Source organism: Variovorax sp. PMC12 (assembly GCF_003019815.1).
Classification (GTDB): Bacteria; Pseudomonadota; Gammaproteobacteria; order Burkholderiales; family Burkholderiaceae_C; genus Variovorax.
Genome location: NZ_CP027773.1, coordinates 5,763,421 through 5,786,917, shown reverse-complemented (window position 1 = coordinate 5,786,917; position 23,497 = coordinate 5,763,421). Strand labels below are relative to the sequence as shown.

General features: G+C 68.4%; 23 protein-coding genes. 9 read left to right on the top strand and 14 right to left on the bottom strand.

Features of this window, described 5'->3' with window-relative positions:
• Positions 1 to 6 precede the first annotated feature (6 nt).
• The 3 genes from C4F17_RS27205 (at position 7) to C4F17_RS27195 (ending at position 1,586) form a co-directional block, all read left to right on the top strand.
• Complete coding sequence (locus C4F17_RS27205; protein WP_159053745.1) at positions 7 to 420, top strand: hypothetical protein; 414 nt, start codon at positions 7 to 9, stop codon at positions 418 to 420.
• A 171-nt stretch (positions 421 to 591) separates the two neighbouring features.
• Entirely contained in the window at positions 592 to 894 is a 303-nt protein-coding gene (locus C4F17_RS27200; protein ID WP_159053744.1) for a hypothetical protein, read from the top strand.
• A gap of 11 nt (positions 895 to 905) precedes the next feature.
• Positions 906 to 1,586: a response regulator transcription factor gene (locus C4F17_RS27195; RefSeq protein WP_106937328.1), complete on the top strand. Its 681-nt coding sequence runs from the start codon at positions 906 to 908 to the stop codon at positions 1,584 to 1,586.
• A gap of 250 nt (positions 1,587 to 1,836) precedes the next feature.
• Here the strand turns inward: C4F17_RS27195 and C4F17_RS27190 are convergent, their stop codons facing one another.
• Positions 1,837 to 2,619 (bottom strand): response regulator, encoded by a 783-nt coding sequence (locus C4F17_RS27190; RefSeq protein WP_081271723.1) that lies wholly within the window; start codon positions 2,617 to 2,619, stop codon positions 1,837 to 1,839.
• Positions 2,620 to 2,801: 182 nt separating this feature from the next.
• Here C4F17_RS27190 and C4F17_RS33675 point away from each other — a divergent pair, with 182 nt between their 5' ends.
• A complete protein-coding gene (locus C4F17_RS33675) occupies positions 2,802 to 5,066 on the top strand; it encodes an ATP-binding protein (RefSeq protein WP_106937327.1) in 2,265 nt (754 codons plus the stop codon).
• A 57-nt stretch (positions 5,067 to 5,123) separates the two neighbouring features.
• Here the strand turns inward: C4F17_RS33675 and C4F17_RS27180 are convergent, their stop codons facing one another.
• On the bottom strand, positions 5,124 to 6,284 hold the full coding sequence (locus C4F17_RS27180) for a porin (RefSeq protein WP_106937007.1): 1,161 nt from the start codon (positions 6,282 to 6,284) through the stop codon (positions 5,124 to 5,126).
• A gap of 265 nt (positions 6,285 to 6,549) precedes the next feature.
• Between C4F17_RS27180 and C4F17_RS27175 the strand changes: the two genes are divergently transcribed.
• Genes C4F17_RS27175 through C4F17_RS27165 form a run of 3 tightly spaced genes read left to right on the top strand, consistent with a single transcriptional unit; the run spans position 6,550 to position 10,441 of the window.
• Positions 6,550 to 7,320, top strand: a complete 771-nt coding sequence (locus C4F17_RS27175; RefSeq protein WP_106937326.1) for a nuclease-related domain-containing protein — start codon at positions 6,550 to 6,552, stop codon at positions 7,318 to 7,320.
• 4 nt (positions 7,321 to 7,324) lie between these two features.
• Entirely contained in the window at positions 7,325 to 8,014 is a 690-nt protein-coding gene (locus tag C4F17_RS27170; RefSeq protein WP_081271335.1) for a response regulator transcription factor, read from the top strand.
• A 33-nt stretch (positions 8,015 to 8,047) separates the two neighbouring features.
• A complete protein-coding gene (locus C4F17_RS27165) occupies positions 8,048 to 10,441 on the top strand; it encodes an LPS-assembly protein LptD (RefSeq protein WP_106937325.1) in 2,394 nt (797 codons plus the stop codon).
• Positions 10,442 to 11,324: 883 nt separating this feature from the next.
• Here the strand turns inward: C4F17_RS27165 and C4F17_RS27155 are convergent.
• The 12 genes from C4F17_RS27155 to nac form a co-directional block, all read right to left on the bottom strand.
• Positions 11,325 to 12,167, bottom strand: a complete 843-nt coding sequence (locus C4F17_RS27155) for an ABC transporter substrate-binding protein (protein ID WP_106937324.1) — start codon at positions 12,165 to 12,167, stop codon at positions 11,325 to 11,327.
• 47 nt (positions 12,168 to 12,214) lie between these two features.
• Complete coding sequence (locus tag C4F17_RS27150; RefSeq protein ID WP_106937732.1) at positions 12,215 to 12,949, bottom strand: amino acid ABC transporter ATP-binding protein; 735 nt, start codon at positions 12,947 to 12,949, stop codon at positions 12,215 to 12,217.
• Positions 12,950 to 13,002: 53 nt separating this feature from the next.
• Entirely contained in the window at positions 13,003 to 13,761 is a 759-nt protein-coding gene (locus tag C4F17_RS27145) for an amino acid ABC transporter permease (protein ID WP_106937323.1), read from the bottom strand.
• A gap of 12 nt (positions 13,762 to 13,773) precedes the next feature.
• Positions 13,774 to 14,475 (bottom strand): amino acid ABC transporter permease, encoded by a 702-nt coding sequence (locus C4F17_RS27140; RefSeq protein WP_106937322.1) that lies wholly within the window; start codon positions 14,473 to 14,475, stop codon positions 13,774 to 13,776.
• A gap of 40 nt (positions 14,476 to 14,515) precedes the next feature.
• On the bottom strand, positions 14,516 to 15,268 hold the full coding sequence (locus C4F17_RS27135; protein WP_106937321.1) for an SDR family oxidoreductase: 753 nt from the start codon (positions 15,266 to 15,268) through the stop codon (positions 14,516 to 14,518).
• Between the two features lie 166 nt (positions 15,269 to 15,434).
• The gene (locus tag C4F17_RS27130) at positions 15,435 to 16,199 is read right to left on the bottom strand and encodes a LamB/YcsF family protein (RefSeq protein ID WP_106937320.1); all 765 of its coding nucleotides are present in this window, start codon (positions 16,197 to 16,199) and stop codon (positions 15,435 to 15,437) included.
• Between the two features lie 21 nt (positions 16,200 to 16,220).
• Entirely contained in the window at positions 16,221 to 16,616 is a 396-nt protein-coding gene (locus C4F17_RS27125) for an acetyl-CoA carboxylase biotin carboxyl carrier protein (protein ID WP_106937319.1), read from the bottom strand.
• Positions 16,617 to 16,911: 295 nt separating this feature from the next.
• Complete coding sequence (locus tag C4F17_RS27120) at positions 16,912 to 17,895, bottom strand: biotin-dependent carboxyltransferase family protein (protein WP_106937318.1); 984 nt, start codon at positions 17,893 to 17,895, stop codon at positions 16,912 to 16,914.
• A complete protein-coding gene (pxpB, locus tag C4F17_RS27115; protein WP_106937317.1) occupies positions 17,892 to 18,563 on the bottom strand; it encodes a 5-oxoprolinase subunit PxpB in 672 nt (223 codons plus the stop codon). Before pxpB ends, C4F17_RS27120 begins: the two co-directional genes overlap by 4 nt.
• A complete protein-coding gene (gene accC, locus C4F17_RS27110; RefSeq protein ID WP_106937316.1) occupies positions 18,560 to 19,912 on the bottom strand; it encodes an acetyl-CoA carboxylase biotin carboxylase subunit in 1,353 nt (450 codons plus the stop codon). Before accC ends, pxpB begins: the two co-directional genes overlap by 4 nt.
• A 13-nt stretch (positions 19,913 to 19,925) precedes the next feature.
• Entirely contained in the window at positions 19,926 to 20,369 is a 444-nt protein-coding gene (locus tag C4F17_RS27105) for an acetyl-CoA carboxylase biotin carboxyl carrier protein (protein WP_106937731.1), read from the bottom strand.
• Between the two features lie 128 nt (positions 20,370 to 20,497).
• Positions 20,498 to 21,436 carry a nitrogen assimilation transcriptional regulator NAC gene (gene nac, locus C4F17_RS27100; protein WP_234382427.1) on the bottom strand — a complete coding sequence of 313 codons (939 nt, stop codon included), beginning with the start codon at positions 21,434 to 21,436 and terminating at the stop codon, positions 20,498 to 20,500.
• 143 nt (positions 21,437 to 21,579) lie between these two features.
• On the opposite strand from nac, the gene C4F17_RS27095 reads away from it, so the two are divergent.
• Both C4F17_RS27095 and C4F17_RS27090 read left to right on the top strand, forming a co-directional pair.
• On the top strand, positions 21,580 to 22,794 hold the full coding sequence (locus tag C4F17_RS27095) for an aspartate transaminase (RefSeq protein WP_106937315.1): 1,215 nt from the start codon (positions 21,580 to 21,582) through the stop codon (positions 22,792 to 22,794).
• Between the two features lie 30 nt (positions 22,795 to 22,824).
• Entirely contained in the window at positions 22,825 to 23,496 is a 672-nt protein-coding gene (locus C4F17_RS27090; RefSeq protein ID WP_106937314.1) for an RraA family protein, read from the top strand.
• Position 23,497 lies beyond the last annotated feature (1 nt).

Below are 23,497 nucleotides of genomic sequence, written 5' to 3'. Positions count from 1 at the left end.
CCGCACATGAACACTCTCCTCCAGCGAATGGCTCTGGCAGCCGGCGCGCTTTGCATCGGCATGGCCTGCGGCGCGGCGCACGCGGCATCTCAGGCACGCGTGGTATCCAGCACCTGGCTGCCCGGCGGCAAGTACGCACTGGTCTACGAGTTCGAGGGAGCCGAGTACATGACGGTCACGGCGGACCCGCCGGGCGCGTGGATCAGCGTGGCTCAGCCGGAGCGTGATCCGAAGCGCGATGCGGAACCTGTCGCGCAGGCACCGGCGCCGACAGTCGCGCGCGCCGAGGCGTTTCCCGAGTCGGCAAACTATGTCGGCGGCTTCTTCATTGACCCCCTGGCCGCGGCGTTGCGCGCCACCGGCCTGGGCCTGCTGCTGAACGGCGACTGGCCGCATGGGCCGCGCCGCTTCAACCGCTGAAGCAGCGCACAACCGATGCGCCGGCCGTCCAATTTTTCTCCCGTTTTGAAGCCCAACATGGCAGCCATGAACAGCCCCTGGCATCGCGACACACACGGCGCTTCGCAAGCGCTCCGATTCAGCGGCCCGCTGCCCACCGCAGTCGCGACCGGCCAGGCACAGAGGCGCTCGATGCAAGCGCGATGGAACAGGGCGCCTGCCGCGCGCACGGCCCGGCAGGGCTGGCGCCGCAGCGCATGGATGCCGCGGCTGGCGGGCCTGCTGGCGTTCGGCGCGCTCGTCGCCGGCATGCTGGTGGCCGGCAGCGAAACCTGCACCGCGCAAGAGACCGACGAGGCGGGCAACTACGCCCGGTCGACCCTCGCGCCCATCATGGAATCGGGGACAAGCACGGCGTCCGCGCGCAAGCATGCCGGCACCTGCAGGCACGCGCGCAAGGCGGGCCACCTCGCGCATCCGAAGCCGGCGCTCTGAGCATCTCGCGCATGCTCCGGCCGGTGCCCTTCTTCAGTGCGTTGCTCGTGGAAGCCGACCCCGCGGTCGCCCGGCGCATGCTGCGCATCCTCGGCGCGATCGCGCCAGGCCGGCATGCGCCGCACGTGTCCACGCCGGAGGAAGCCAACTACCTGCTGGCAGCCTTCTCGTTCGAGCTGGTGTTCGTCGACATGCAGCTTCATCCCCAGGGCGAGGGCGCACGGCTGATCGCGCGCATACGTGCGGCACAACCTCGCGCGCAGGTGGTCGCGATGTCGGACATGGACAACCGCGACCTGGTGCGCCGAGCCTTCGCCGCGGGCGCGACGGGCTATCTGCTGAGCGATGCGCAAGACGCGGAGATCGCTTGTGCGCTGCGCGCGCTGGAAAGCGGTGGCGTGGCGCTGGACCCGCGCGTGGCGCGCCGCGTGCTGGACATGCTGGCCGTGTCGATGCGGCGTGGTGCCGGTGCCCGCCCCGATGCGGCGGAACCTCCGCGCCGGCTGAGGCCGCGCGAGCTGCAGCTCCTGCGCCTGATTGCCGACGGACTGAGCAACAGGCAGATCGCCGACGCGCTGGAGCTTTCGATCCACACCGTGGAGTTCCACGCACGCAACGCGTATCGCAAGCTGGAGGTCAAGTCCCGGACCCAGGCAATCCTCGAAGCGTCGCGCCACGGTCTTCTGGGCTGAGGCGCTGTTGCTCCAGCACCGTGAATGTGAGGGACGCAAGGTGCCTGGCGTCCCACAACAGGAACATCGCCATCAGCGCCGCATCTCCCACGGCCAGCGCGACAAGGGTGCGCCAGTCCAGAAGCCAGTCGAGGAAGGTCATGGATCGATAGGTGTGATGAATGCGAGGCCTCCAGCTTGCGGCCGGCGCATTGCCCACGGATTTCAGCGTGTTGCGGCTTCTTTGCCGCACCGGCCGGACGGCGTTGGGTCAGGCCTCGGGCGTGCGCGTAACTGCGGGCACGAACATGTAGCCCTCGTTGCGCACCGTGCGGATCAGGTCGGCACGCGCTTCGCCGGAGGCCAGCTTGCGGCGCAGGCGGCTGATCTGCACATCGATCGCGCGGTCGTACGAATCGCTTTCCGCGCCGAGCGCGTACTGCACCAGCTGGTCGCGCGTAAGCACGCGGCGCGGATGCTCCACCAGCGCGCGAAGCAGGCGGAACTCGCCGTCGGACAGGTCCACGGGCTGGTCCTTCGGGTCGTGCAGCAGGCGGGTTTCGAGGTCGATGCGCCAGCCCGCGAAGTACAGCAGCGTGGCAGGCGCATCGCCCGCCGCTTGCCGCACGGCCGGCGCGGCCTGGGCGGCAGAAGGCTTGGCCGCGCGCCGCAGCACGGTGCGGATGCGCGCCAGCAGCTCGCGCGGGTTGCACGGCTTGGCCAGGTAGTCTTCGGCGCCGATCTCCAGGCCCACGATGCGGTCAATGTCGGTGCCCACGGCCGACAGCATGATGACCGGCGGCCCGCCGATGCGCTGCAGCTCGCGCAGCGCGCTCAGGCCGTCTTCGCCGGGCATCATCACGTCGAGCACGATGAGCGCGTAGTCGGCCTGTGCAAGGCGTTCGCGCATCTCCGCCGGATGGCCGGCCCCGTCGACCTGGAAGCCATGCTTTTCCAGGAAGGACGCCACCAGGCTGCGGATGCCGGCGTCGTCGTCGACGATGAGGATGCGGGTGGACAGGTTCACGTTGCGGCGGATCGGGTAGCGGATCATAGGCCGGGCGCCACCGCGGTCCGAAGCCCTCGTACGTTGAAATGAATTGAAATACGCTGAAATCCGGCCGCAACATGCGCTGCCCAGACTCAGCCCGCTGACAGCCGGGAGCAAACGATGGACAAGCACAGACCGAGCCGCACCGGCGTGACAGCGCTTGCCGTCCGTGCCAGCATCGCCCCATGAACTCCCAAGGTACCGCGCGCCGCTGGCCGGGTCCCCCGCTGGCCCTGCAGATCACCGGCCTGTTACTCGCGGGCCTGGTGGTGGCGCAGATCGTGACGCTGGCACTCACCGTGCTGCTGCCGCCCGAGCCGCAGCGCCAGTGGGAGCTGGGCGACATCGCACGCGTGCTCTCGGGCCGTGCCGCCGAAGGCCGCAATGCGAGCCTGCTGCAGCGCTCGCTGCAGGCAGGCGCGCCCGAGCCCAAGGGCCAGGGCTGGCTCACCTCCGAACGCTCGCGCCGCGACCTCGCGCAACTGCTGGAACGCGACGAGAGCGAGGTGCGGCTCTACTTCTTCACGCCGCTGCCCTTTGCCGGCACGACAGGGCCGGTGGCCGACGCGGGCAAGGCGTCGGGGTACGGCATCCGCCAGGCATCGTCCGTGCCCACCGGAGGTGGCTTCCTTCGGGTACAGATGGGCGGGCCGGGCGGGGGCATGTCCAGGATGCCTTCGGGTCCGGCGGGAGGAACGGCATTCCCCGGAAGCCCCGGAAGCCCGGCAAGCCCCGGAGGCATCGGCGGCTGGAACGGAAGCCTCGGCACCAGCCGGGACCCGGCCACCAACCAGGGCGGGCTCCCGCAGCAGCAGCAGCAGCAGCTACCGGGCAATGCGATTGGCGGCACCAATGCCACGGTTCCGGACAACGGCACGGCCAGCCAGCGGCTGCAGGCGCCCACGCCCGCCATATCTCCGGGGGACTTCGCCGTTGTGCCATCGCCCGGCGCACTGGCACCCTCCACTTCGGGCGCACCGAATGCGCAAGCATCTGCGCGCATTGCCACCACCACCGCGCCCGACGCGGCGCCGCCCTCGTCGCCTGCGCCCTCGCCCGCCATGGCCAACGTCCCCGGCCTGACCGCCGGGCCCCGGCTCTCGCCCTCCACCGCACCGCTCCAGCCCGCCCCGCCCGTCATTCATTCGGCGCCTGCGGTGCCCACCATTCCGTTCTCCGTCGAAAGCGCACCGGCACGCAAGGCTGCGCCAACGACCACAACCGAAGCCACCGCCGCTGCGGCCGATCGCGCACCCGCGACGCCGTCGAAGCCCGCCGTGCGCACGCCGGCATCCGAACCGTCCCCAACCGCCGCGGCGGCACCGCCGCGCGCCGCCACGGAATCGGAACGCGCGCCGCCGGCCGCCAGCGCGCCGCAGGCAAAGCCCTCCGCCGAGACCACCGCCGACGTCGAACGCCCCGCCACGCGCGGCCTCTTCGGCCTCGCGCCCGCGCCCTTCGTCGAAGGCGACTTCATCGCCGCCGTCCACACGCGCGAAGGCAGCTGGGTGGTGGTGCAGTCGGTGCCCGAGTCTTTTCCGAACGCATGGCAACGCCGCGTGCTGCTGTGGTTCCTGATCGCCTCCGCCATCGTCGCGCCGGCGGGCTGGCTGTTCTCGCGCCGGCTGGTGCGGCCGATTGCCGGCTTTGCGCGCGCCGCCGACCAGCTGGGCCGCGACCCGGCCGCCCCCGTGCTGGCCCTCGAAGGCCCCGCCGAGATCGGCCGCGCCGCCCAGGCCTTCAACCGCATGCAGGCGCGGCTGCGCAGCTTCGTCGACGACCGCACGGTGATGATCGGCGCCATCAGCCACGACCTGCGCACGCCGCTCACGCGGCTGCGCTTTCGCATCGAGGACGTGCCCGACGAAGTGCGCGCCGGCATGCTGGAAGACGTCGAGGAAATGGAGCTGATGATCGGCTCGGTGCTCAGCTTCATCCGCGATGCGTCGGTGGTCAGCGCGCGCGAGCGCATGGACTTCGCGAGCCTGGTCGAGGACGTGGTCGAGCAGGCCGTGTTCGTCGGCAAGGACGTGCTGCTGCTGCAGCGCACCGAGCACGCGCAGGTGGAGGTCGACGTGATCGGAATGCGCCGCGTGCTCGACAACCTCATCGAGAACGCCGTCAAGTATGGCAACCAGGCGCGTGTGCGCCTGTTCATCGACGGTCCCGACGCGGTGGTGGAGATCAGCGACCGCGGACCGGGCCTGCCGCCCGATGAGCTGGAGCGCGTGTTCAAGCCCTTCTATCGCACGCCGCAGGCCCGCTCCTCACGCGCCGCGGGCAGCGGCCTGGGGCTGGCCGTATGCCGGTCGATCGCGCGCGCGCACGGCGGCGACGTGGTGCTGAAGCCGGGCTCGCACGGGCTGCTGGCGCATGTGCGTGTGCCGCTGGCGCTGGATGCACCGCGCCGCGAGGTGCCGCCCCTGGAGCACAGCGCCTCCTCCTGCTGATTCGGCACAAAAAAAAGGGAGCGGCGCTCCCTTCTTTGTCTTCGTGCGGACCAGTCCTCAGAACGCGTGGCGAATGCCGAAGTCGTAGCCGGTCGACGAACGCGGCAGGCCCGAGAAGCCCACGCCGGTGCTGCCGTAGCCCGTGGTGCTGGCCGACACCAGGCTGCCGGTGTAGTTCACGTCGTTGCGGTTGTTCACGCGCGCCACCGTCGCATACAGCGCCGTGCGCTTGGACAGGTTGTGTACGTAGCCGACCGCGAGCTTGCGTGCCAGCGGGTCTTCGCCCGTGACGCCCGCGGCGCCTTCGTTGTAGCGAACCTGCGAATACGCCACGCGGATCAGGCCGGCGCCCACAGGAACGGTCGCGCCGATCAGGTAGCCGTTGTAGCTGTCGTGCGTGTCGGCCGCGGCCGAGTAGTCGAACTTGTTCTTCACGTTCGACAGCTCGCCGAACAGCTTGACCGGACCGAAGTCGTACGAAGCGCCCAGGTTGATGGTCTGCACGCTGCGCTCCAGCGCGGCGGTGTCCACGGCGGTGCTGCGGCCCACGCCCAGCGCGATGTCCAGCGGGCCGTTGGCATAGCCGAATCGTCCGCCCACGTAGCGCCCGGCGCTGCTGCTGGTCGCGGCCGTGGTGCTGGTGGCGCTGGTGCTGGTGTTCTCGGCAAAGCTGTACTGCAGCTGGCCGTAGAAGCCGCCCAGGTTCGGCGGCAGGAAGTAGCCCACCGAGTTGCTGGCGCGCACGTAGTTGGCGTTGTTGATGGTGGTGTTGCCGCTGACGGTGCTGATCACGTTGGTGCCCGAGCCGTTGGTGCCGAACGGATCGAAGACGGTGTCGTTCCAGAAGGTGGGCGTGTAGTCGCGGCCCAGGCGCAGCTCGCCGAAGCCACCCGACAGGCTCACGGTGGAGCGGCGGTTGAAGGTGGAAACGCCGGTGGCGCCGTCGTCGTTGGTGATGGGCGCTTCGAGCCAGAAGCTCGCGGCCAGGCCGCCGCCGAGGTCTTCGGTGCCGCGAAAGCCGATGCGGCTGGAGTTGTAGCCGGAGTTGCCCAGGCTCCACTTGCTTTGCTTGTTCGACAGGCCCGTGACGGTGTCGCGCGCGGTGTTCGACTGGTAGGTCACGCCGGCGTCGACGACACCGAACAGCGTGACGGACGATTGGGCAGAGGCCAGGCCGCAGACGGCCAGGGCAGCGAATGCCGTGAGGGATTTCTTCATTCAGGTTCTCCGGTTTCAGGTGTGATGCGGCCGCTCGGTATCGACCGGCTGTACGCATGGTTTCGTTCAAATCCGGAGGAAATTGGTAGATCCGTTTTCCGTCGCACCGAGTGTTGTGCGCGCACGTCAGACATGCGCCGACGCAATGAGCGAAGTCTTTGCATGGGTCCTTCAAATTTCTCCCAATTCGTTTGAAAAGATGTGCGCATGCCGAAGCCGCGACTCCCGCGAGTCGCGCAATCCTTGAAGTTCGAAGGAGCCTCACATGACCACTGCCTTGCACAAAGCCCCCTCCCGTCCCTTGCTCACGCTGGCCGGCCACGGGCATGCCCAGCCGGGATCCGACGCGCACGCACGCCGCTCGTTTTCCATCGACGACGCGCAGGCGAACAACACGGCGACCATGCTGGCCGTGCAGCAGCTCACCAGTGCATTCGGGCCCGCGTTCGGCCGCTTGCACGTGCGGCAGGACCTGGTCATTCCCATGTACGAAGGCAGCGCCGTGCCCACCGCCCGCTTCGACGTGACCCTGGTGTGCGAGGCCGGCATTTACCTGTTCGAGGTGAAGGGCTGGCGCAACGCGGTGGTCTACCGCAAGACATCGGCGCGTGCGCTGCCGCGCTGGTTCCTGCGCCAGCACGACCACGCGCTGGCACGCGAGGTGAAGGACCCCGCCTGGCAGTGCGGCCGCAAGACCACGCACCTGCGCAACCTGCTGCCGCCCGACCTGCGGGTGCAGTACTTCGTGCTGCTGCCGTGCGAGGGCGTCGAGCTCCAGGGTGTGATGCCCACCGCGGTGATCACGCCGCAGGACCTGCCGTACATCGCCCGCGTGGCGCGCAACAACGGGCACAACGACCACGGCTATCCGCTGCTCGACGATGCCGCGATCGACCGCACGCTGCGGCTGCTGGACGGCCTGCAGGGCGACCTGACGCTCGACGACCACATGCGCAACAGCCGCGAGAACAGCCGCGAGAAAAGCGCGCGCGTGCACGTGCGCCCCGCGCATCCCGGCGCGCTGAATCTGCAATGACACGATGAGCCGGATCCTGTTGGTGGAGGAAGGGCGCGACGCCGCGTCGGTGCTGCACGAAGAGCTGCACCATGCCGGCCACGAGATCGAGCACATCGATGACGGCGCCGTGGCGCTGCATCGCATCCTGACCGAGCCTCCCGCACTCACGCTGCTCGACGTGGCGCTGCCGCACGTGAGCGGGCTGCAGATCCTGGAGAAGGTCCGCGCGCGCAGCGACCACCCCATCATCATGCTCACGGCGCGCGGCGAGGAGGCCGACCGGCTGCGCGGCTTCGAGCTGGGCGCGGACGACTACGTGTGCAAGCCCTTTTCGCCGCGCGAGGTGGCGGTGCGCATCCACGTGGTGCTGCGCCGCTATGCGCAGCGCCAGCGCGTGGCGCGCCCGGTGGTGCCGATCACCTTCGGCGCGGTGCGCGGCTGCGCGATCCTCGACGGGCACTACCTGCCGCTGACGCGGCGCGAATCGCTGCTGCTGCGGGCGCTGTCGCAGGAGCCGGGGCGCGTGCTCACGCGCTCGAAGCTGCTGGAAGCAGCCTTCCCCGAGGCACTGGACGTGAACGAGCGCGTGGTCGACACGCACATCAAGAACCTGCGCAAGAAGCTCGCCACCGTCTCGGCGGCGCACGACTGGATCCGCTCGGTCTACGGCGTCGGCTTCGCATGGGAATCCCGCACCCGGCAGGACGCCTGAACCCCACCGTCCTCCTGGAACGTTCCTTTGCTCATGAAATCACGCTGGCGCGGCTGGCCGCTGCCGTCGATGGCGCTTTCGCTCATGCTCCTGCTGCACGCCCGCAGCGCCATCGCGCAGGAAACGCAGCAAAGCTGGATCGACGCCCCCATGACGCTGCGGCGCACGCCGCAACTGGCAGAAACCATCCCCCCGGCCGAGCGCGGCATGCGCCCCAGCCTGGTCGACGGCGACCGCCTCTCCGGCCGGCCCGACCTCGAGGTGGTGGTGGAAGGCGACGCATCGCTGCGGCGCGGCGAAACCCGCATCACCGCCGACCGGCTCACCTACCAGCCGCCCGGCGACCTGGCCACGGCCACCGGCAACGTGCGCCTGAACCAGGCCGGCAGCGTGTACGAAGGCCCGCAGCTGCAGCTGAAGGTCGAGAGCTTCGAGGGCTTCTTCGCGCATGTGCGCTACACGCTACTGGGAACCGGCGCGCACGGCGATGCCGAGCGCATCGACTTCGTGGATGCGAACGTGTCGGTGGCGCGGCATGCCACCTACACCACCTGCCTGCGCGAGAACTATGCCGGCTGGGTGCCCGCGTGGATGCTGAGCGCAGTGACGCTGACCACCGACAACCAGACCAACCTGGCCACTGCCACCGACGCGCAGATCAGCTTCCTGGGCCTGACCACGCCTTCGCTGCCTTCGGTGAGCTTTCCGCTGAACAACGCACGCCAGAGCGGCCTGCTGCCGCCGGTGATCGGCTTCGACACCACCAACGGCTTCGAGTACCTGCAGCCCTACTACTGGAACATCGCGCCCAACCGCGACCTCACGCTCTACCCCGAGATCATGAGCAACCGCGGCGTGAACCTGGGCACCGAGTTCCGCTATCTGGAGAAGAACTACAGCGGCCAAATCCGCATCGACGAGATGCCCTCCGACAGCCTGCGCGACCGCAACCGGTGGGGCCTGTGGGCAAGCCACAACCAGAAGCTGGACCCCAAGCCCTTCGGACTCGATTCGCTCAGCACCTCGTTCAACATCAACCGCGTGAGCGACGACGACTACTGGCGCGACTTCTCGCACACGCCCACGCTGACCTCGCGCCAGCTCACGAACGAGGCCGACCTCAACTGGACCAAGGGCGACTGGAGCGGGCAGGCGCGCACCCTCTCCTACCAGACGCTGCAGTACGCGGCCTCGCCCATCACGCCTTCATACAACCGGGTGCCGCAGGTCACGGCCAACTACACCAAGTACGACTGGCACGGACTGGATGTGTCGGGCACGCTGGACTACACGCGCTTCCAGGTCGACTCGGCCTATGCGCCCACGCTCAACGGCATCAAGCAGCCCGACGGCGAGCGCGTGGTGGGCAACCTGCAGATCAGCCGGCCATGGGTCACGCCTGGCGGCTACGTGATCCCGAAGCTGCTGCTGCACACGGCCTCCTACCAGCTCGCATCGCCGCTGGCCGATGGCCGCACCAGCATCGCCAGCGTGGTGCCGACGGTGAGCCTGGACAGCGGCCTGGTGTTCGAGCGCGACGCCAGCCTCTTCGGCAGCGCCTGGCGCCAGACGCTCGAGCCCCGCGCGTTCTACGTGCACACCCCGTACCGAGACCAGAGCCAGCTGCCGGTGTACGACACGGCCGCCAACGACATCAGCTTTGCCACGCTCTATACCGAGAACGCGTTCTCGGGCAACGACCGCGTGTCGGACACCAACACGCTCACCACCGGCGTGACCACGCGGCTGATCGACCCTGTCAGCGGCGCGGAGTCGGCACGCTTCGGCATTGCGCAGCGCTTTCGCTTCAGCGACCAGAACGTCACGCTGCCGGGCGGCACGGCCGTGACCGATCATTCGGGCGACTTCATCTTCGGCGGGCAGGTGCACTGGAACCCGAAGTGGAGCATCGACGGCCTGGCGCAATACAACATGGACACGGGCAAGTCGACGCGCGACGCGCTCACGCTGCGCTACACGCCGGCGCAGTACCACACGCTCACGGCGGCCTTCCGCTACCAGGCGGACAGCACTGCGACGGCGAACGACGGCACGAAGACGGTCGACTTCAACTGGCAATGGCCGCTGAGCGACCTGACGGGCGGGCTGATGGGGGGCAAGTCGGCAACGGACCCGGGGCGCTGGTATGCGGTGGGCCGGCTGAGCTACAGCCTGCACGACCGTGCGTTGTCGGACAGCCTGGTGGGCGCGGAGTACAACGCCTGCTGTTGGGTGGGGCGCATCGTGCTCGAGCGGCTGGTGACGGGGCGCACGACGCCCGATACGCGGCTGATGTTCCAGATCCAGTTCAACGGCTTCGGCAACATCGGCTCGAATCCGACGAGCACGCTGCTGCAGAACATCCAGGGGTATCAGCCGCTGAACCAGTCTACGCAGCAGCCTAGCCGGTTTACGAACTACGACTGAGGGTCTTGTTCAGGGTCTTGTTCAGGGCACGTGCACAGGCCGCCGGGTACTCCCCTCCGCGAATGTCCCCCGGCCTGCGGCCTCCTCCTTTATTTCGCTGCGGGGAGCACCCGACGCCCTGTGCACAACGAGCGCCGTCGCTGTTTTGGTCGATTTGTTGGCGCTCTGGGGGACTTCGTGCCGCGCGTGTCGGCTGATTCGCGGAGTTCTTCTCTAGAGTGAATGCCCCTGTCACTCCATGCCCCACAAGGGAAGCAACACACCCACCACCCAGATGTTTGAAGGCTGCTTGCCTCGCGGCAGGTCGTCGGTGCGAAAGCAGCGATGCAGATGCGAGGTATCAAAGGCGACGGCCGGGGTGTTCGAGCACCCCGACCGTCTAACCAAGTCCGTGCAACAACCTATCAGGAACCGCACAAAAATGGCTACCAAGACTATAGCCCGGCCAACTACGCCGGTAGCTTCCGAAGACAGCGCCCAAGACCCGGCGGATCTTCTTGAAAACACCCTCTCTCAACTCGAAGCTCTCCTGTGGGTGTGCCACGGCGAAGACATCGACTGGTGCAGCGGAGATGGGCCTGGGCGGTTGGACAACCTGCTATGGCTTGCGGCTGACCTTTCCCGCAAGGCTGGAGAGCTGTTCCAGCTGAGCGAGAAAACGCGACGCGGGGCGCCAACCGCCTCGCGAACCCCACAGCCGCAGTCATCGTGCACAGGGCGCCGGGTGCTCCCCGCAGCGAAATAAAGGAGGAGGCCGCAGGCCGGGGGACATTCGCGGAGGGGAGTACCCGGTGCCCTGTGCACACCGGCCGCCCCTCTCGCGCCGGCCGATCAACAGCCAAGCCAAACGACCGCGCCCAGAACAACACGACCCCTCAAAAGATCAAGGCAGCAGTTCGAACTTCAGGTCAGCAAGCGGCGTGACCTTTTCTTCGCGCACCATCTTGTATTCGATGTTCGGCCCGAGCCACTTGGCCCAGATGCGGTCGAGCTCGCCCGACTTCTCCAGCGCATAGAGCGCGCCATTCACCTTGGCCAGCAGCACCGGCTCGTCCTTCTTCATGCCGATGCCGATGGGCTGCAAAACCATCGGGTCCTTGATCATCTTCAGCGCCACGCCCTCGGTCTTCGACTGGTTGACCAGCTTGGTGATGGTCATGGTGTTGGCCACCATGCCGACCGACTTGTTCTGCTGCACCGCCATGAAGGCAGAGCCCGTGTCCTGGAAGGTGACCGGGTCGGAGCCGTTCATCTTGATCGACATCTCCGAAGTGGAGCCCTTGGTCGAGCTCAGGCGCTTGCCCTTGAAGTCGGCCTTGGTCGTGCCGGGGTCGGTGGCCTTCACGGCCAGCATCTCCTTGGCCACGTAGTAGGGGTCGCTGAACTGGATCTGCTCGCCGCGGCTCTTGGTGTAGGCCAGGTTGGCAATGGTCACGTCGACGCGGCCGAGCTTGACTTCGGGCACGCGCGCTTCCACCGACAGCGGCGTGACCTTGGCGGTGAGGCCCAGTTCCTTGGCCAGGGCATTGCACAGGTCGACGTCGTGGCCCACCATCTCGCGCGTCTTGGGGTCCGGTGCCGCGAACGGGGGCACGTCTGCGAAGGTGCCGCACTTGAGCTCCTTGCGCTGGCTGATGTCGCTCCACTGGTCGGCGTGCGCGAGCAGCGAGGCCGCGCTGAGACAGGTGCCGAGAACGGCGAGGCGGAAGACGGTCTTGTTCGACATGGTGGGCTCCTGGGAGATTGCGAAAAAGGGAACGACGGGTGCTGGACTCAGTGCGCGCGCAAATCCGACAGGAAGCGCTGCGCGCGCGGATGCTGCGGACTGCGAAAGAAGGTCTCGGGGTCGGCCTTCTCCAGGATGCGGCCCGCGTCCATGAACCAGATGCGGTCGGCCACCTCGCGGGCGAAATTCATCTCGTGGGTGACGCACATCATGGTCATGCCGTCATTGGCAAGCCCGCGCATCACCGACAGCACCTCGCCGACCATCTCGGGGTCGAGCGCGCTGGTGGGCTCGTCGAACAGCATGGCCGGCGGCTCCATCGCCAGCGCGCGGGCAATGGCCACGCGCTGCTGCTGGCCGCCAGACAGCTGCGCCGGGTAAGCGCCCGCCTTGCTCGACAGCCCGACGCGCTCCAGCAGCTGCCCGGCCTTGGTCTTCGCATCGGCACGCTTCACGCCGAGCACCCGCATCGGCGAGAGCATGATGTTCTCGAGCACCGACAGGTGCGGGAACAGGTTGAAGCTCTGGAACACGAAGCCGATGCGGCTGCGCAGCCTGTTCAGCGCCGCGCTGCGCATGGCCGCGTGGATGTCCTGGCCGTCGAACAGCAACTGCCCCGACTTCACTTCTTCCAGCCGGTTCACCGTGCGGATCAGCGTGGACTTGCCGGAACCGGACGGTCCGCAGACCACCACGACCTCGCCCTTCTTCACCTCGGCATTGATGTCGGCCAGCGCCTGGTAGTCGCCGTACCACTTGTTGATTTCGGAGAACAGGATCATGGTGTCGTCCTTGGCGGCCGCGGGCCGCCCTGCGGGGTGTGAAACGGGCGCGGTCATGGTTGCGTCGCCACGGGGGCCGGAAGCGGCACCTCGCCTTCGGCGGTCTTCACAGGCACGGCGCCGAGCCGCTTGTGCGCGATGCGCCGCTCCAGCCATTGCGCCAGTTGCGTGAGGCTGAAGCACACCACGTAATACGTCAGCGCCAGGATGAAGAACACCTGGAACGGCTTGGTCAGCAGCTGGTTGTTGATCTGGTTGGCCGCGAAGGTGAGTTCCTGCACGTTGATCACGTAGCCCAGCGTGGTCTCCTTGATGGTGGAGATGAACTGGCTCAGCATGCTGGGCAGCATGTTGTAGAGCGCCTGCGGCAGGATCACGAACCACATGGTGCCCAGGTGGCTGTGGCCGAGCGCGCGCGCCGCCTCGCTCTGCCCCTTGGGCAGCGAGAGGATGCCGGCGCGCACCACCTCCGACAGGTAGGCGCCCTCGTAGATCACCAGCGTGCACAGCATGGTGGTGAAGCCCGACACCTCGCGCCCGATGAGGATCGGCACCAGAAAGTACACCCACAGGATCACCATGAGCAGCGGCACGCCGCGCACCACGTACACCAGCACGGTGGCGGGCCAGCGCAGCAGCCGCCAGGGCGACAGCCGCGCCAACGCCAGCAGCACCGACAGCGGAAAGGCCAGCACGATGCCCAGCACCGAAAGAATCAGGGTGGCGACGATGCCGCCGAGCGGGCCGCTGGGGTACTGGCCCACCAGCAGCAGCAGCCAGTTGTCGCGAAGGATTTCGTAGACGCTGTACATCGCTTGCCTCGCTTACCTTGCACCGACGATGCGGTAGCGCCGCGACAGCCAGCCGCCCACGGCCATGATGAGCAGCGAGCACACCAGGTACAGCACGGTGGCCACGCTGTAGGCCTCGAAGGTGCGAAAGCTCTGGCTCTCGATTTCCTTCACCGCGTGCGTGAGTTCGGCCACGCCGATGGCCATGGCCAGGCTGCTGTTCTTGAAGAGCGACACGCTGTGGTTCACCAGCGCCGGCACCGCGTTGCGGATGGCCTGCGGCAGCATCACGAAGCGCATGGAGCCGATGTAGCCGTGGCCCAGCGCACGCGCGGCCTCGGCCTGTCCGGCCGGAATGGCGCGCAGGCCCGAGCGCATGTCCTCGCTGAAGTAGGCGGCCTGGCACAGCCCGAGCGCGACGATGGACAGCCACCTCTCGGCGTTGTTGACCGACAGCCAGCCCTGCAGCGCATCGGGCAGCAGGCTGAAGATACCGAAGTACCAGAACATGAGCTGCACCAGCGTGGGCACGTTGCGGTGGTAGGAGACGTAGCCGGCCACCACGCGCTCGGCGATGCGGCTGGGCGTGAGCCTCACCACCAGCAGCACCACGGCCATGGCCATGGCCAGCAGCCAGGAGCCGGCCGCGATCTTCAGCGTCTCCAGCAGGCCGTGCAGCAGCATGGCGCCGAACTCCGGCTTCAGCAGGATCGCCAGCAGGTCGAAGTCCTTCATGCGCTGTTCCCTTGTTGCGTGGCGTGCATCGGCCGGCGGCTCAGTCGCGCGGGGTTTCCGGCCGCGTGGTCGACAGGCCGCCCGGCACCTGCAGCGTGGGCGTGATTTCCATGTGGCCCACGTTCACCGCGATGGGCGCGGCAATCGCAAAGGCGATGGCATTGGCGATGTCTTCGGCCTGCGGCAGTTCGAAGCCCTCGACGAAGCGCTTGTAGGTGTCTTCGGAGTCGCCGTGCACGTGCGCGAAGATGTCGGTGGCCACGCGCCCCGGGCAGATTTCGGTGACGCGCACGCGCTTGCCGAAGCAGTCGATGCGCAGCTGGCGCGACAGCATGCTCACCGCGGCCTTGGTCGCGTGGTAGGTGCTGTTGCCGCCGAAGTTGTAGGCCGCCGCAATGGAGCTGATGTTGACCACATGGCCGCGGTCGCGCGCCGCCATGCCGGGCACCACGAGCCGGCACAGGTGCAGCACGGCGCGCAGGTTCACGTCCACCAGCAGGTCGATGCCTTCGGCGTCGGCCTTGAGAATGGAACCGGGACGGTCCACGCCGGCGTTGTTGACCAGCACGTCGAATTCCACTTCCTTCGCGAGCCGGGTGATGCCGGCGAGGTCGCTCACGTCGATGGCGTGCGGAATGCAGCCGGTGCGCGCGGCCAGGTCGGCCAGCTTGTCGGCGCTGCGCGCCAGCGCATGGACCTTCAGGCCTTCCTTGCTGAGGCGCTCGACGACGGCGGCGCCGATGCCAGATGAGGCTCCCGTCACCAGCGCGGTCTTGTAGTCGGAAAAAGGCATGTCGGGTTCTTTCGTTGAGTGGCAGATGGCTGCCTTGGAATTCACTGTAGCCAGCGCCCGCGGGCGGCGCCAAGACGGATTGGCTGTGGAGCGATAAGCCCCCCTTATGTCGCCCGCGATCCGTGCATATGACTAAGGGTTAGCACCATGTTCGTGCCCCGGTGCATCAGCTGGTTTGCCGGGAGATGGGCACCACGCGCCCCGCCTGCTCCACCACGCCACGCACGGCGCGGGCCAGGTCGACGGCACCGGGCGTGTCGCCGTGCAGCAGGATGGAATGCACGCGCATGGGAATCTTCTTGCCGCTGCTGCTGGTGACGGTGCCTTCTTCCAGCAGCTGCCGCACGCGCGCCAGCACCGCGTCGCGCTCGTGGATGACCGCGCCGGGCAGCTTGCGCGGCACGAGCAGGCCGTCGTCGCCGCAGGCGCGGTCGGCCAGGAAGGTGGTGCGCACGCGCAGGCCGCAGCGTTCGGCCGCGTCTTCGATGGCGCGGCTGGCGGAGGTGCTGACGGTGAGCGAGGGATCGAAATCAGCCACGGCGCGCACCAGCGGTTCGGCCAGCGCGGCGTCGGCCGCGGCCATGTTGCCGAGCGCGCCGTGAAAGCTCATGTGCGTCATGCGGTGGCCCGCCGTGCGCGCCATGCCGTCGAGCGCGCTGAGCTGGTAGAGCACGTACGCCACCAGTTCCCTGGTCTCGATCTGCATCTGCCGGCGGCCGAAGCCCATGAGGTCTGGAAAGCCCACGTGCGCGCCGACGTCGACACCGCGCTGCAGCGCCATGCGCACGGTGCGGTCCATGATGACGGGATCGCCCGCGTGGAAGCCGCAGGCGATGTTGGCGGAAGAGACGATCTCGAGCAGGGCTTCGTCCTCGCCCATGCGCCAGGGGCCGAAGCCTTCGCCGACGTCTGCGTTCAGGTCGATGTCCATCGTGAATCCTTGTCTCGATCGTCAGAGGGGGTGCAGGTCGAACAGTTGGGCGCCATAGCCGACTGCGAGGCCGTCGGCCGCGAGGATGCCGTCGACGATGCCGGCTTGCGGTGCGGTGACGGGCAGCAGCAGCGGGCCGATCTTCAGCAGGCCGATGGTCTGGCCGGCTTCGACACGCTGGCCGATGCGGACCAGCGGTACGGCAGCCAGTGGATGGCTTTGCAGGAATACGCCGAGCGAAGGGGCACGGATCGGCAGCCGTTCGGGCTCGGCTTCTTCAGCGGGCAGTTCGATGATTTCGTCGCCCTGCCGGCCAAGGCGCAAGGTGCCGTTTGGCGTGCGCAGTTCGAGCAGGCCGATGTCAGTGTTGGCCAACCAGGCGGCCAGCTGGGGGGAGCGCAGTGCTGTGTCCTGCATTTTTCAGGCTTTCGCTTTTTGGTTCTCTTGTTCGGGGTGGTGCACAAGCCGCCGGGTACTCCCCTCCGCGAATGTCCCCCGGCCTGCGGCCTCCTCCTTTATTTCGCTGCGGGGAGCACCCGACGCCCTGTGTAGTGGGCACGCTGCTGGTGCTCGGCCGATCAACCGGCGCTCTGTCCAACGATCACGACGATGGGGTGCCTTGCGCAGCGAAATAAAGGAGGAGCCCGAAGGGCGGGGGACATTCGCGGAGCAAGGTACCCCGTCGGCGTGATCGGGCCCCGAAGAAAAGGACTCAGACACGAGCCGCCCCCCGATGAAGAGCCACCACACGCGCCACCTTGTCGAGCCACGCACGCACTTCGTCGAGCGCGGCCAGCGCCTCGTCCCAGGTGGTTTCGATGAAGCGCATGCGGCTGCCGATGGGTGCCTGGCCGAGACGCCACATGTCGGCCTCGATCACGGTGCCGAACTTGGGGTAGCCGCCGGAGGGTTGGGCGTCGCGCATCTGGATGATGGGCTGGCCGCTGTGGGGCACCTGGATGACGCCGGGCACGATGCCGTGGGAGCGCAGCTCCATGGGGGCGATGGGGCGCAGCGGCTCGCCGTCGAGCCTGTAGCCGTAGCGGTCGCTCTGCGGCGTGATCTTCCATTCGCCGGACCAGAAGGCGTCGCGCGAAGCGGGCTCGAAGGCCATGTATTCGGCTGCGGGCAGCACGCGCACGGCGGCCACGCCGTCGCGCGCCAATGGCAGCGCGAGCGCGGGCGGCACGAGGCCGAAGCCGGTGCGGCTGGCAGTACCGGCTCCGGCGGCGCGGAGCATGTCGCCGCGCTGCAATGCGCGCCCTTCATGGCCGCCGAATGCGCCGCGCAGCTGGGTGCTGCGCGAACCCAGCACCTCCGGCACGTCGATGCCGCCGGCCACGCACAGCATGGCGCGGCTGCCGCGTTGCGCGCCGCCTTGCGGCAGGCCGAGCGTCAGCACCTGGCCGGCGCGTGCCTGGTGCACCCACCAGGGCAACAGGGGCTGGTCGTCGAGCCTGGCGGCGCAGTCGGCGCCGGTGAGCGCGAAGGCGCAGTCCTCGCCGAAACGCACCTTGAACGGAAACACCGGCACCTCGACGGCTGCCGCGCCCAGCGCATTGCCCAGCAGCAGGTTGCCGGCGGCCAGCGCCAGGTTGTCCATGGCGCCGGAAGTGCCCACGCCCCAGCGCAGGCTGCCGGTGCGGCCCAGGTCCTGCACGGTGGCGAGCGCGGCGGAGGAAAGGATTTCGATCATCGGACGATGCCCTCCACGCGGAAGCGGATCATGTCGCCCGGCTGCAGCATGGCGGGCGGGTCTTGCGCGGGGTCGAAGAACACCATCGACGTGCTGCCGATGGTGTTCCACCCGCTGGGGCCGGCCGATGCCGACACGCCCGTCTGCGCGCCGCCGATCGACACCGCGCCGCCCGGGATGCTCAGCACCGGCACCTTGCGCCGCGGCGTGGCGATGCGCGGGTCCATGCCGCCCAGGTAGCAGTAGCCGGGATGGCTGCCGAGCGCGTACACCGGATAGAGCGGCGCGCTGTGCAGCTCGACGATGGCCTCGATGCTCAGGCCGGTGTGCGCGACCACGTCGGCCATGTGCGGGCCGCCCTCGCCGCCGTAGACCACGGGGAGCTCCACCACGCGACCTTCGCGCGGCACGGCGGTGGCCGCGCGCCAGGCGTCGCACAGGCGCTCGCACAGCGCATCGAGATGGCGCGGCGCGCGCGTGAAGGTGAGCATCAGGTTGTTCATGCCGGGTACGGCCTCGCGCACTTCGGGCCAGCTGTCGGCTTCGTGCGCCAGCGCCCAGATGCGCTGCTGCGAAGGCAGGTCCATGTCGCCGGGCGCTTCGAACAGCAGCGCCGTGGTGCCCAGGAGGCTGATGGACGGTTCGGTACGGGATGCCTGTGGGCTCACGCCGCGCTCCTTCGCTTCAGCCAGCGTTCGAGGTGATGGATGTCCACGCCGCCCGCGGCAAAGCCGTCGTCCTGCACGAGCGCGCGGTGCAACGGCACGTTGGTGGCGATGCCTTCCACGCGCGTCTCGGCCAGCGCCAGGCGCATGCGGTCGAGCGCGTCGGCGCGGGTATGTCCGTGCACGATGAGCTTGGCAATCATGGAGTCGTAGTACGGCGGCACGCGGTAGCCGGCGCCCGCGTGCGAATCGACGCGCACACCGAAGCCGCCGGGCACCTGCCAGCCGGTGATGCGGCCCGGCGCGGGCGCGAAGGTGTCGGGGTTCTCGGCGTTGATGCGGCACTCGATGGCGTGGCCCTGGCAGCGCACGTCGGCCTGCGTCAGCGACAGGCGCTCGCCGAGCGCCATGCGCAACTGCTGCTGCACGATGTCGATGCCGGTGGTCATCTCGGTCACCGGGTGCTCCACCTGCAGGCGTGTGTTCATCTCGATGAAATAGAAGGCGCCCTTTTCGTACAGGAACTCGAAGGTGCCCACGCCGCAGTAGCCGATCTGCCGGCACGCGGCCGCGCAGCGCTCGCCCACCTCGGCCATCAGCGCGTCGTCGATGCCGGGCGCGGGCGCCTCTTCGATCACCTTCTGGTGGCGCCGCTGCAGCGAGCAGTCGCGGCTGCCCAGCCACACCGCGTTGCCGTGGCTGTCGGCCAGCACCTGGATCTCGACATGGCGCGGATGCAGCAGGAATTTCTCGATGTAGACCTCGGGATTGCCGAAGGCCTGGCGCGCTTCCTCGCGCGTGAGGGCCATGGCATCGAGCAGCGCGGCTTCTTCGTGCACCACGCGCATGCCGCGCCCGCCGCCACCGCCTGCCGCCTTCACGATCACCGGATAGCCGATGTCGCGCGCCAGGGCCAGCACGGCGGCCGGGTCGTCCGGCAGCGGCTCGTCGGGGCCGGGCACGCAGGGCACGCCGGCCTTGCGCATCGCGCGCTTGGCCGAGACCTTGTCGCCCATGGTGCGAATGCACGCGGCGCTGGGCCCGACGAACACGAGGCCGGCCTGCGCCACACGATCCGCGAAGCCCGCGTTCTCCGAGAGAAAGCCGTAGCCGGGATGGATCGCCTGCGCGCCGCTCACCTCGGCGGCGAACAAAATGGCGGACTGGTTCAGGTAGCTCAGGCCCGGCGCGGCAGGCCCGATGCACAGCGCCTGGTCGGCCTGCGCGACGTACATGGCGTCGCGGTCCGCCTCGGAATGCACGGCCACCGTGCGCAGGCCCAGGCCGCGGCAGGCACGCTGGATGCGCAGGGCGATCTCGCCCCGGTTGGCAATGAGCACGGTGTCGAACATGGCGCGGGCCTCCTCAGTCGAAGCGGAACAGGGGCTGTCCTGCTTCCACTTCCTGGCCCGATTGCACGAGCACCTGCCGCACGGTGCCCGTGCGGTCGGAGCGTACCTCGTTGAACATCTTCATCGCCTCGATCACGCACAGAAGCTGGCCGGCTTCCACGGCCTGGGAAGGCTGCACGAAAGGCGGCTCGCCGGGCGCGGGCTGAAGGTGCACAACGCCGAACAGCGGCGCGAGGCACTCGGCACTGGCAACAGCCGGAGCAGTGGTTTCTTGCGGCGCCTGGCGCGGTGCCTTTCGTACGCCGGAGGGGCTTCGTGCAGCGGGCGCGGCGGATGCAGCCCCCAGCGCGGCCAGCTTCACCAGCCGCAGCGTGCTGCCGTTCTCGCTGTACTCCAGTTCCGCCAGGTCCGATGCGGCCAAAGCGTCGATGAGCGTCTTGATCTGTTCCTGCTTCATGCCGATGGCTGTGGTGGCCGACGCGTTCCGCGAACGCGTGACGGCATGCATGAAAGGTAACGGTCCGCGCGCCTGAAGCCAAAGACGGAATGGCTGTGCCGGGATAAGGGCGCCTTATGACGCCCGGCTCAGGACAGCGCGGCGATCCCGGGTTCGGGCGTCGACGCGACGGTGTTGGCCAGGTCGGCCACGAGTTCGAGCAGGATGTCCTTCACCGCCTGCGCGGGCTCCGACAGCGGCAGGTGGTCGGACTGGCACAGCGCCAGCGGCGCCTCGATGACAGGGTCGACGATGGGGAATTGCCAGGCGCCGCAGCTCGCGACCACCTCGCGCGCCATCGACGCCGGCAGGATGGTCGCGCCCAGCCCGTCGGCAATGGCCGCCGTGAGGGTGAAGGCGGATTCGATCTCCGCCACCACGCGCGGCACCATGCCCGCGCGCACAAAGGCCGCATCCACCAGCTTGCGCACCACGTTGTAGGGGCGCGGCAGGAAGAGCTCGATGTCGCGCAGGTCGGCCAGCTTCACCGGCTGCGAGGGCGCGGGCATGGATGCCGGGCCGACCAGGAACAGCGGCTCCTTGAGCAGCGGCAGGAAGGTGAGCCCGTGGATGGCCTTGTCACCATACAGCACGGCCAGGTCCATGCGGCCGTTCATGATGAGTTCGCTGAGCGTGGTGCCGTAGTTCTCGTTCAGGTAGAGCAGGATGCCCGGGTGCCGCGCGCGCACCGTGCGCAACAGCGGCAGCGAGAGCGCCGAAGCGGCGGTGCCGGGCGCGAGCCCCACGGAAACCTGGCCGGAGAGCCCTTCGCCCGCGGCCTCCATGTCGACGCGGGCCTGCTCGCACTGGCGCAGGATGATCTGCGCGTGGCGGTACAGCACCTTGCCGGCCTCGGTGGGCGTCACCCCGCGCTTGGTGCGCACGAGCAACTGCTGGCGCACCTCGCCTTCGAGCGTGGCCAGTTGCTGGCTCAGCGCGGGCTGGGCGATGAAAAGGACCTCGGCCGCCTGTGTCAGGCTGCCGATGTCCACGATCTTCACGAAATATTTGAGGCGTCGCAGGTTCACGCCTTGTCCCCAAGCAAAAGCCAAGCCTAGCATCGCGGTCGCGCGGCGGATATCGGGGCTCACCATGAGTCATAAGCTGCGCCTATACGACCAGTGCAATCTCGTCTTGGCCTCGCGGGGTCGATGTGCGTACCGTTCGGTCCATGCAAGCCACTATTTCCCGCATTGCCGCCCGCGTGCGGCGCATCAAGCCCTCGCCCAGCACCTCGGCCGCCGACCGCGCCAACGAACTGCGCAGGCAGGGCAAGTCGATCGTCAACCTCGTGGTGGGCGAGCCCGACTTCGACACGCCGGCGCACATCCGCCAGGCCGCGGCCGCGGCCATCGAGCGCGGCGCCACGCGCTACACGCTGATGGCGGGCACGGTGGAGCTGCGCGAAGCCATCGTCGCCAAGCTGGAGCGCGAGAACGGCCTGCGCTACGCGATGACCGAGATCATCGCCACCAGCGGCGCCAAGAGCGCCATCTACAACGCCTTCGCGATCACGCTGGAGCCGGGCGACGAGGTGATCATTCCCGCGCCCTACTGGGTGTCCTACCCCGACATGGTGCTGGCCTGCGAGGGCACGCCCGTCACCGTGGCATGCCCCGAGGCGAACGGCTTCAAGCTGACGCCGGCGCAGCTCGAGGCGGCCATCACGCCGCGCACGCGCTGGCTGCTGATCAATTCGCCGAGCAACCCGACCGGCGCGAGCTACACCGCCGCCGAATACAGCGCACTTGCCGAAGTGCTGGAACGCCATCCGCACGTGATGGTGATGACCGACGAGATCTACGAGCACATCCGCTTCGGCGGCGAGCCGCTGCCGCACATCCTCGGGGTGGCACCGGCGCTGCGCGATCGCACGCTGATCGTGAACGGCGTCTCCAAGACCTATGCGATGACCGGCTGGCGCATCGGCTATGCGGCCGGGCCCGTGGACCTGATCAAGGCGCTGGACACGCTGCTGTCGCAGTCCACCGGCAATTGCTGCTCGGTAAGCCAGGCCGCGGCCGCCGCCGCGCTCAACGGCGACCAGGGCTTCGTGGCCGAGAGCGTGGCCGTGTACAGGCAGCGGCGCGACCGCACGCTGGCGCTCGTCAACGACATTCCCGGCCTCGGCTGCGCCACGCCGCCCGGCGCCTTCTACCTGTACATCAACTGCGGCGGCCTCATCGGCAAGACCACGCCCGAAGGCAAGCGCCTGGACGAAGACGGCGACGTGGTGATTTACCTGCTCGAAAGCGAAGGCGTTGCCGTGGTCGCGGGCACCGCGTACGGCCTGTCGCCCTACTTCCGTCTTTCCATTGCCACGTCGATAGAGACGCTGGAAGAAGGCTGCAAGCGCATCGCGCGTGCCGTGGCCGCGCTGCGCTGAAGCGTGCCGAAGAACTCACGAGGACCAGTCATGCCCTACAAAGCCATCCGCAAGAACCCGTCGGCCCCGCAAGTGGCGCCGGCCATCCTGGCCGCGCTGCAAGAGATTCCGGTGGCCGCGCTCAGCGACAACCTGCACCGCAACATCGGCAGCGTCGGCCTGCAGCCGTACCACCGCCCCGGCCACAAGACCATGGCGGGCACGGCCGTGACCGTGAAGACGCGCGGCGGCGACAACCTCACGCCGATGCGCGCCTTCGAGTTCTGCCGGCCCGGCGACGTGCTGGTGATCGACGCGGGCGGCGACATCACCAACGCAGTCATCGGCGGCATCCTGTCGTTCTATACCGCGACCATCGGCACCGCGGGCCTGGTGCTCGACGGCGCCATCCGCGACGTGGCCGAGATCCGCGAGCGCGACTACCCGGTGTACGCGCGCGGCGTGAACCATCGTGGCCCTTACAAAGACGGCCCCGGCGAGATCAACGTGCCGGTGTCGGTCGGCGGCATGGTCGTGAACCCGGGCGACATCGTGGTGGGCGACCAGGACGGCCTGCTGGCCTTCTCGCCCGACGAGGCCGAACTGCTGATCGAGAAGGCCCGCGCGCACCTGGAGACGGAAGCGCGCACGATCCAGGCGATGAAGGAAGGCCGCTGGGACCGCTCCTTCCTCGATGCGCTGGAAGCTCGCTGCGCCAACTGAA

Coding starts and splice junctions, on each gene's coding strand:
- C4F17_RS27205 (WP_159053745.1), top strand. CDS start 7: ATGAACACTCTCCTCCAGCGAATGGCTCTGGCAGCCGGCGCGCTTTGC.
- C4F17_RS27200 (WP_159053744.1), top strand. CDS start 592: ATGCAAGCGCGATGGAACAGGGCGCCTGCCGCGCGCACGGCCCGGCAG.
- C4F17_RS27195 (WP_106937328.1), top strand. CDS start 906: ATGCTCCGGCCGGTGCCCTTCTTCAGTGCGTTGCTCGTGGAAGCCGAC.
- C4F17_RS27190 (WP_081271723.1), bottom strand. CDS start 2,619: ATGATCCGCTACCCGATCCGCCGCAACGTGAACCTGTCCACCCGCATC.
- C4F17_RS33675 (WP_106937327.1), top strand. CDS start 2,802: ATGAACTCCCAAGGTACCGCGCGCCGCTGGCCGGGTCCCCCGCTGGCC.
- C4F17_RS27180 (WP_106937007.1), bottom strand. CDS start 6,284: ATGAAGAAATCCCTCACGGCATTCGCTGCCCTGGCCGTCTGCGGCCTG.
- C4F17_RS27175 (WP_106937326.1), top strand. CDS start 6,550: ATGACCACTGCCTTGCACAAAGCCCCCTCCCGTCCCTTGCTCACGCTG.
- C4F17_RS27170 (WP_081271335.1), top strand. CDS start 7,325: ATGAGCCGGATCCTGTTGGTGGAGGAAGGGCGCGACGCCGCGTCGGTG.
- C4F17_RS27165 (WP_106937325.1), top strand. CDS start 8,048: ATGAAATCACGCTGGCGCGGCTGGCCGCTGCCGTCGATGGCGCTTTCG.
- C4F17_RS27155 (WP_106937324.1), bottom strand. CDS start 12,167: ATGTCGAACAAGACCGTCTTCCGCCTCGCCGTTCTCGGCACCTGTCTC.
- C4F17_RS27150 (WP_106937732.1), bottom strand. CDS start 12,949: ATGATCCTGTTCTCCGAAATCAACAAGTGGTACGGCGACTACCAGGCG.
- C4F17_RS27145 (WP_106937323.1), bottom strand. CDS start 13,761: ATGTACAGCGTCTACGAAATCCTTCGCGACAACTGGCTGCTGCTGCTG.
- C4F17_RS27140 (WP_106937322.1), bottom strand. CDS start 14,475: ATGAAGGACTTCGACCTGCTGGCGATCCTGCTGAAGCCGGAGTTCGGC.
- C4F17_RS27135 (WP_106937321.1), bottom strand. CDS start 15,268: ATGCCTTTTTCCGACTACAAGACCGCGCTGGTGACGGGAGCCTCATCT.
- C4F17_RS27130 (WP_106937320.1), bottom strand. CDS start 16,199: ATGGACATCGACCTGAACGCAGACGTCGGCGAAGGCTTCGGCCCCTGG.
- C4F17_RS27125 (WP_106937319.1), bottom strand. CDS start 16,616: ATGCAGGACACAGCACTGCGCTCCCCCCAGCTGGCCGCCTGGTTGGCC.
- C4F17_RS27120 (WP_106937318.1), bottom strand. CDS start 17,895: ATGATCGAAATCCTTTCCTCCGCCGCGCTCGCCACCGTGCAGGACCTG.
- accC (WP_106937316.1), bottom strand. CDS start 19,912: ATGTTCGACACCGTGCTCATTGCCAACCGGGGCGAGATCGCCCTGCGC.
- C4F17_RS27105 (WP_106937731.1), bottom strand. CDS start 20,369: ATGAAGCAGGAACAGATCAAGACGCTCATCGACGCTTTGGCCGCATCG.
- C4F17_RS27095 (WP_106937315.1), top strand. CDS start 21,580: ATGCAAGCCACTATTTCCCGCATTGCCGCCCGCGTGCGGCGCATCAAG.
- C4F17_RS27090 (WP_106937314.1), top strand. CDS start 22,825: ATGCCCTACAAAGCCATCCGCAAGAACCCGTCGGCCCCGCAAGTGGCG.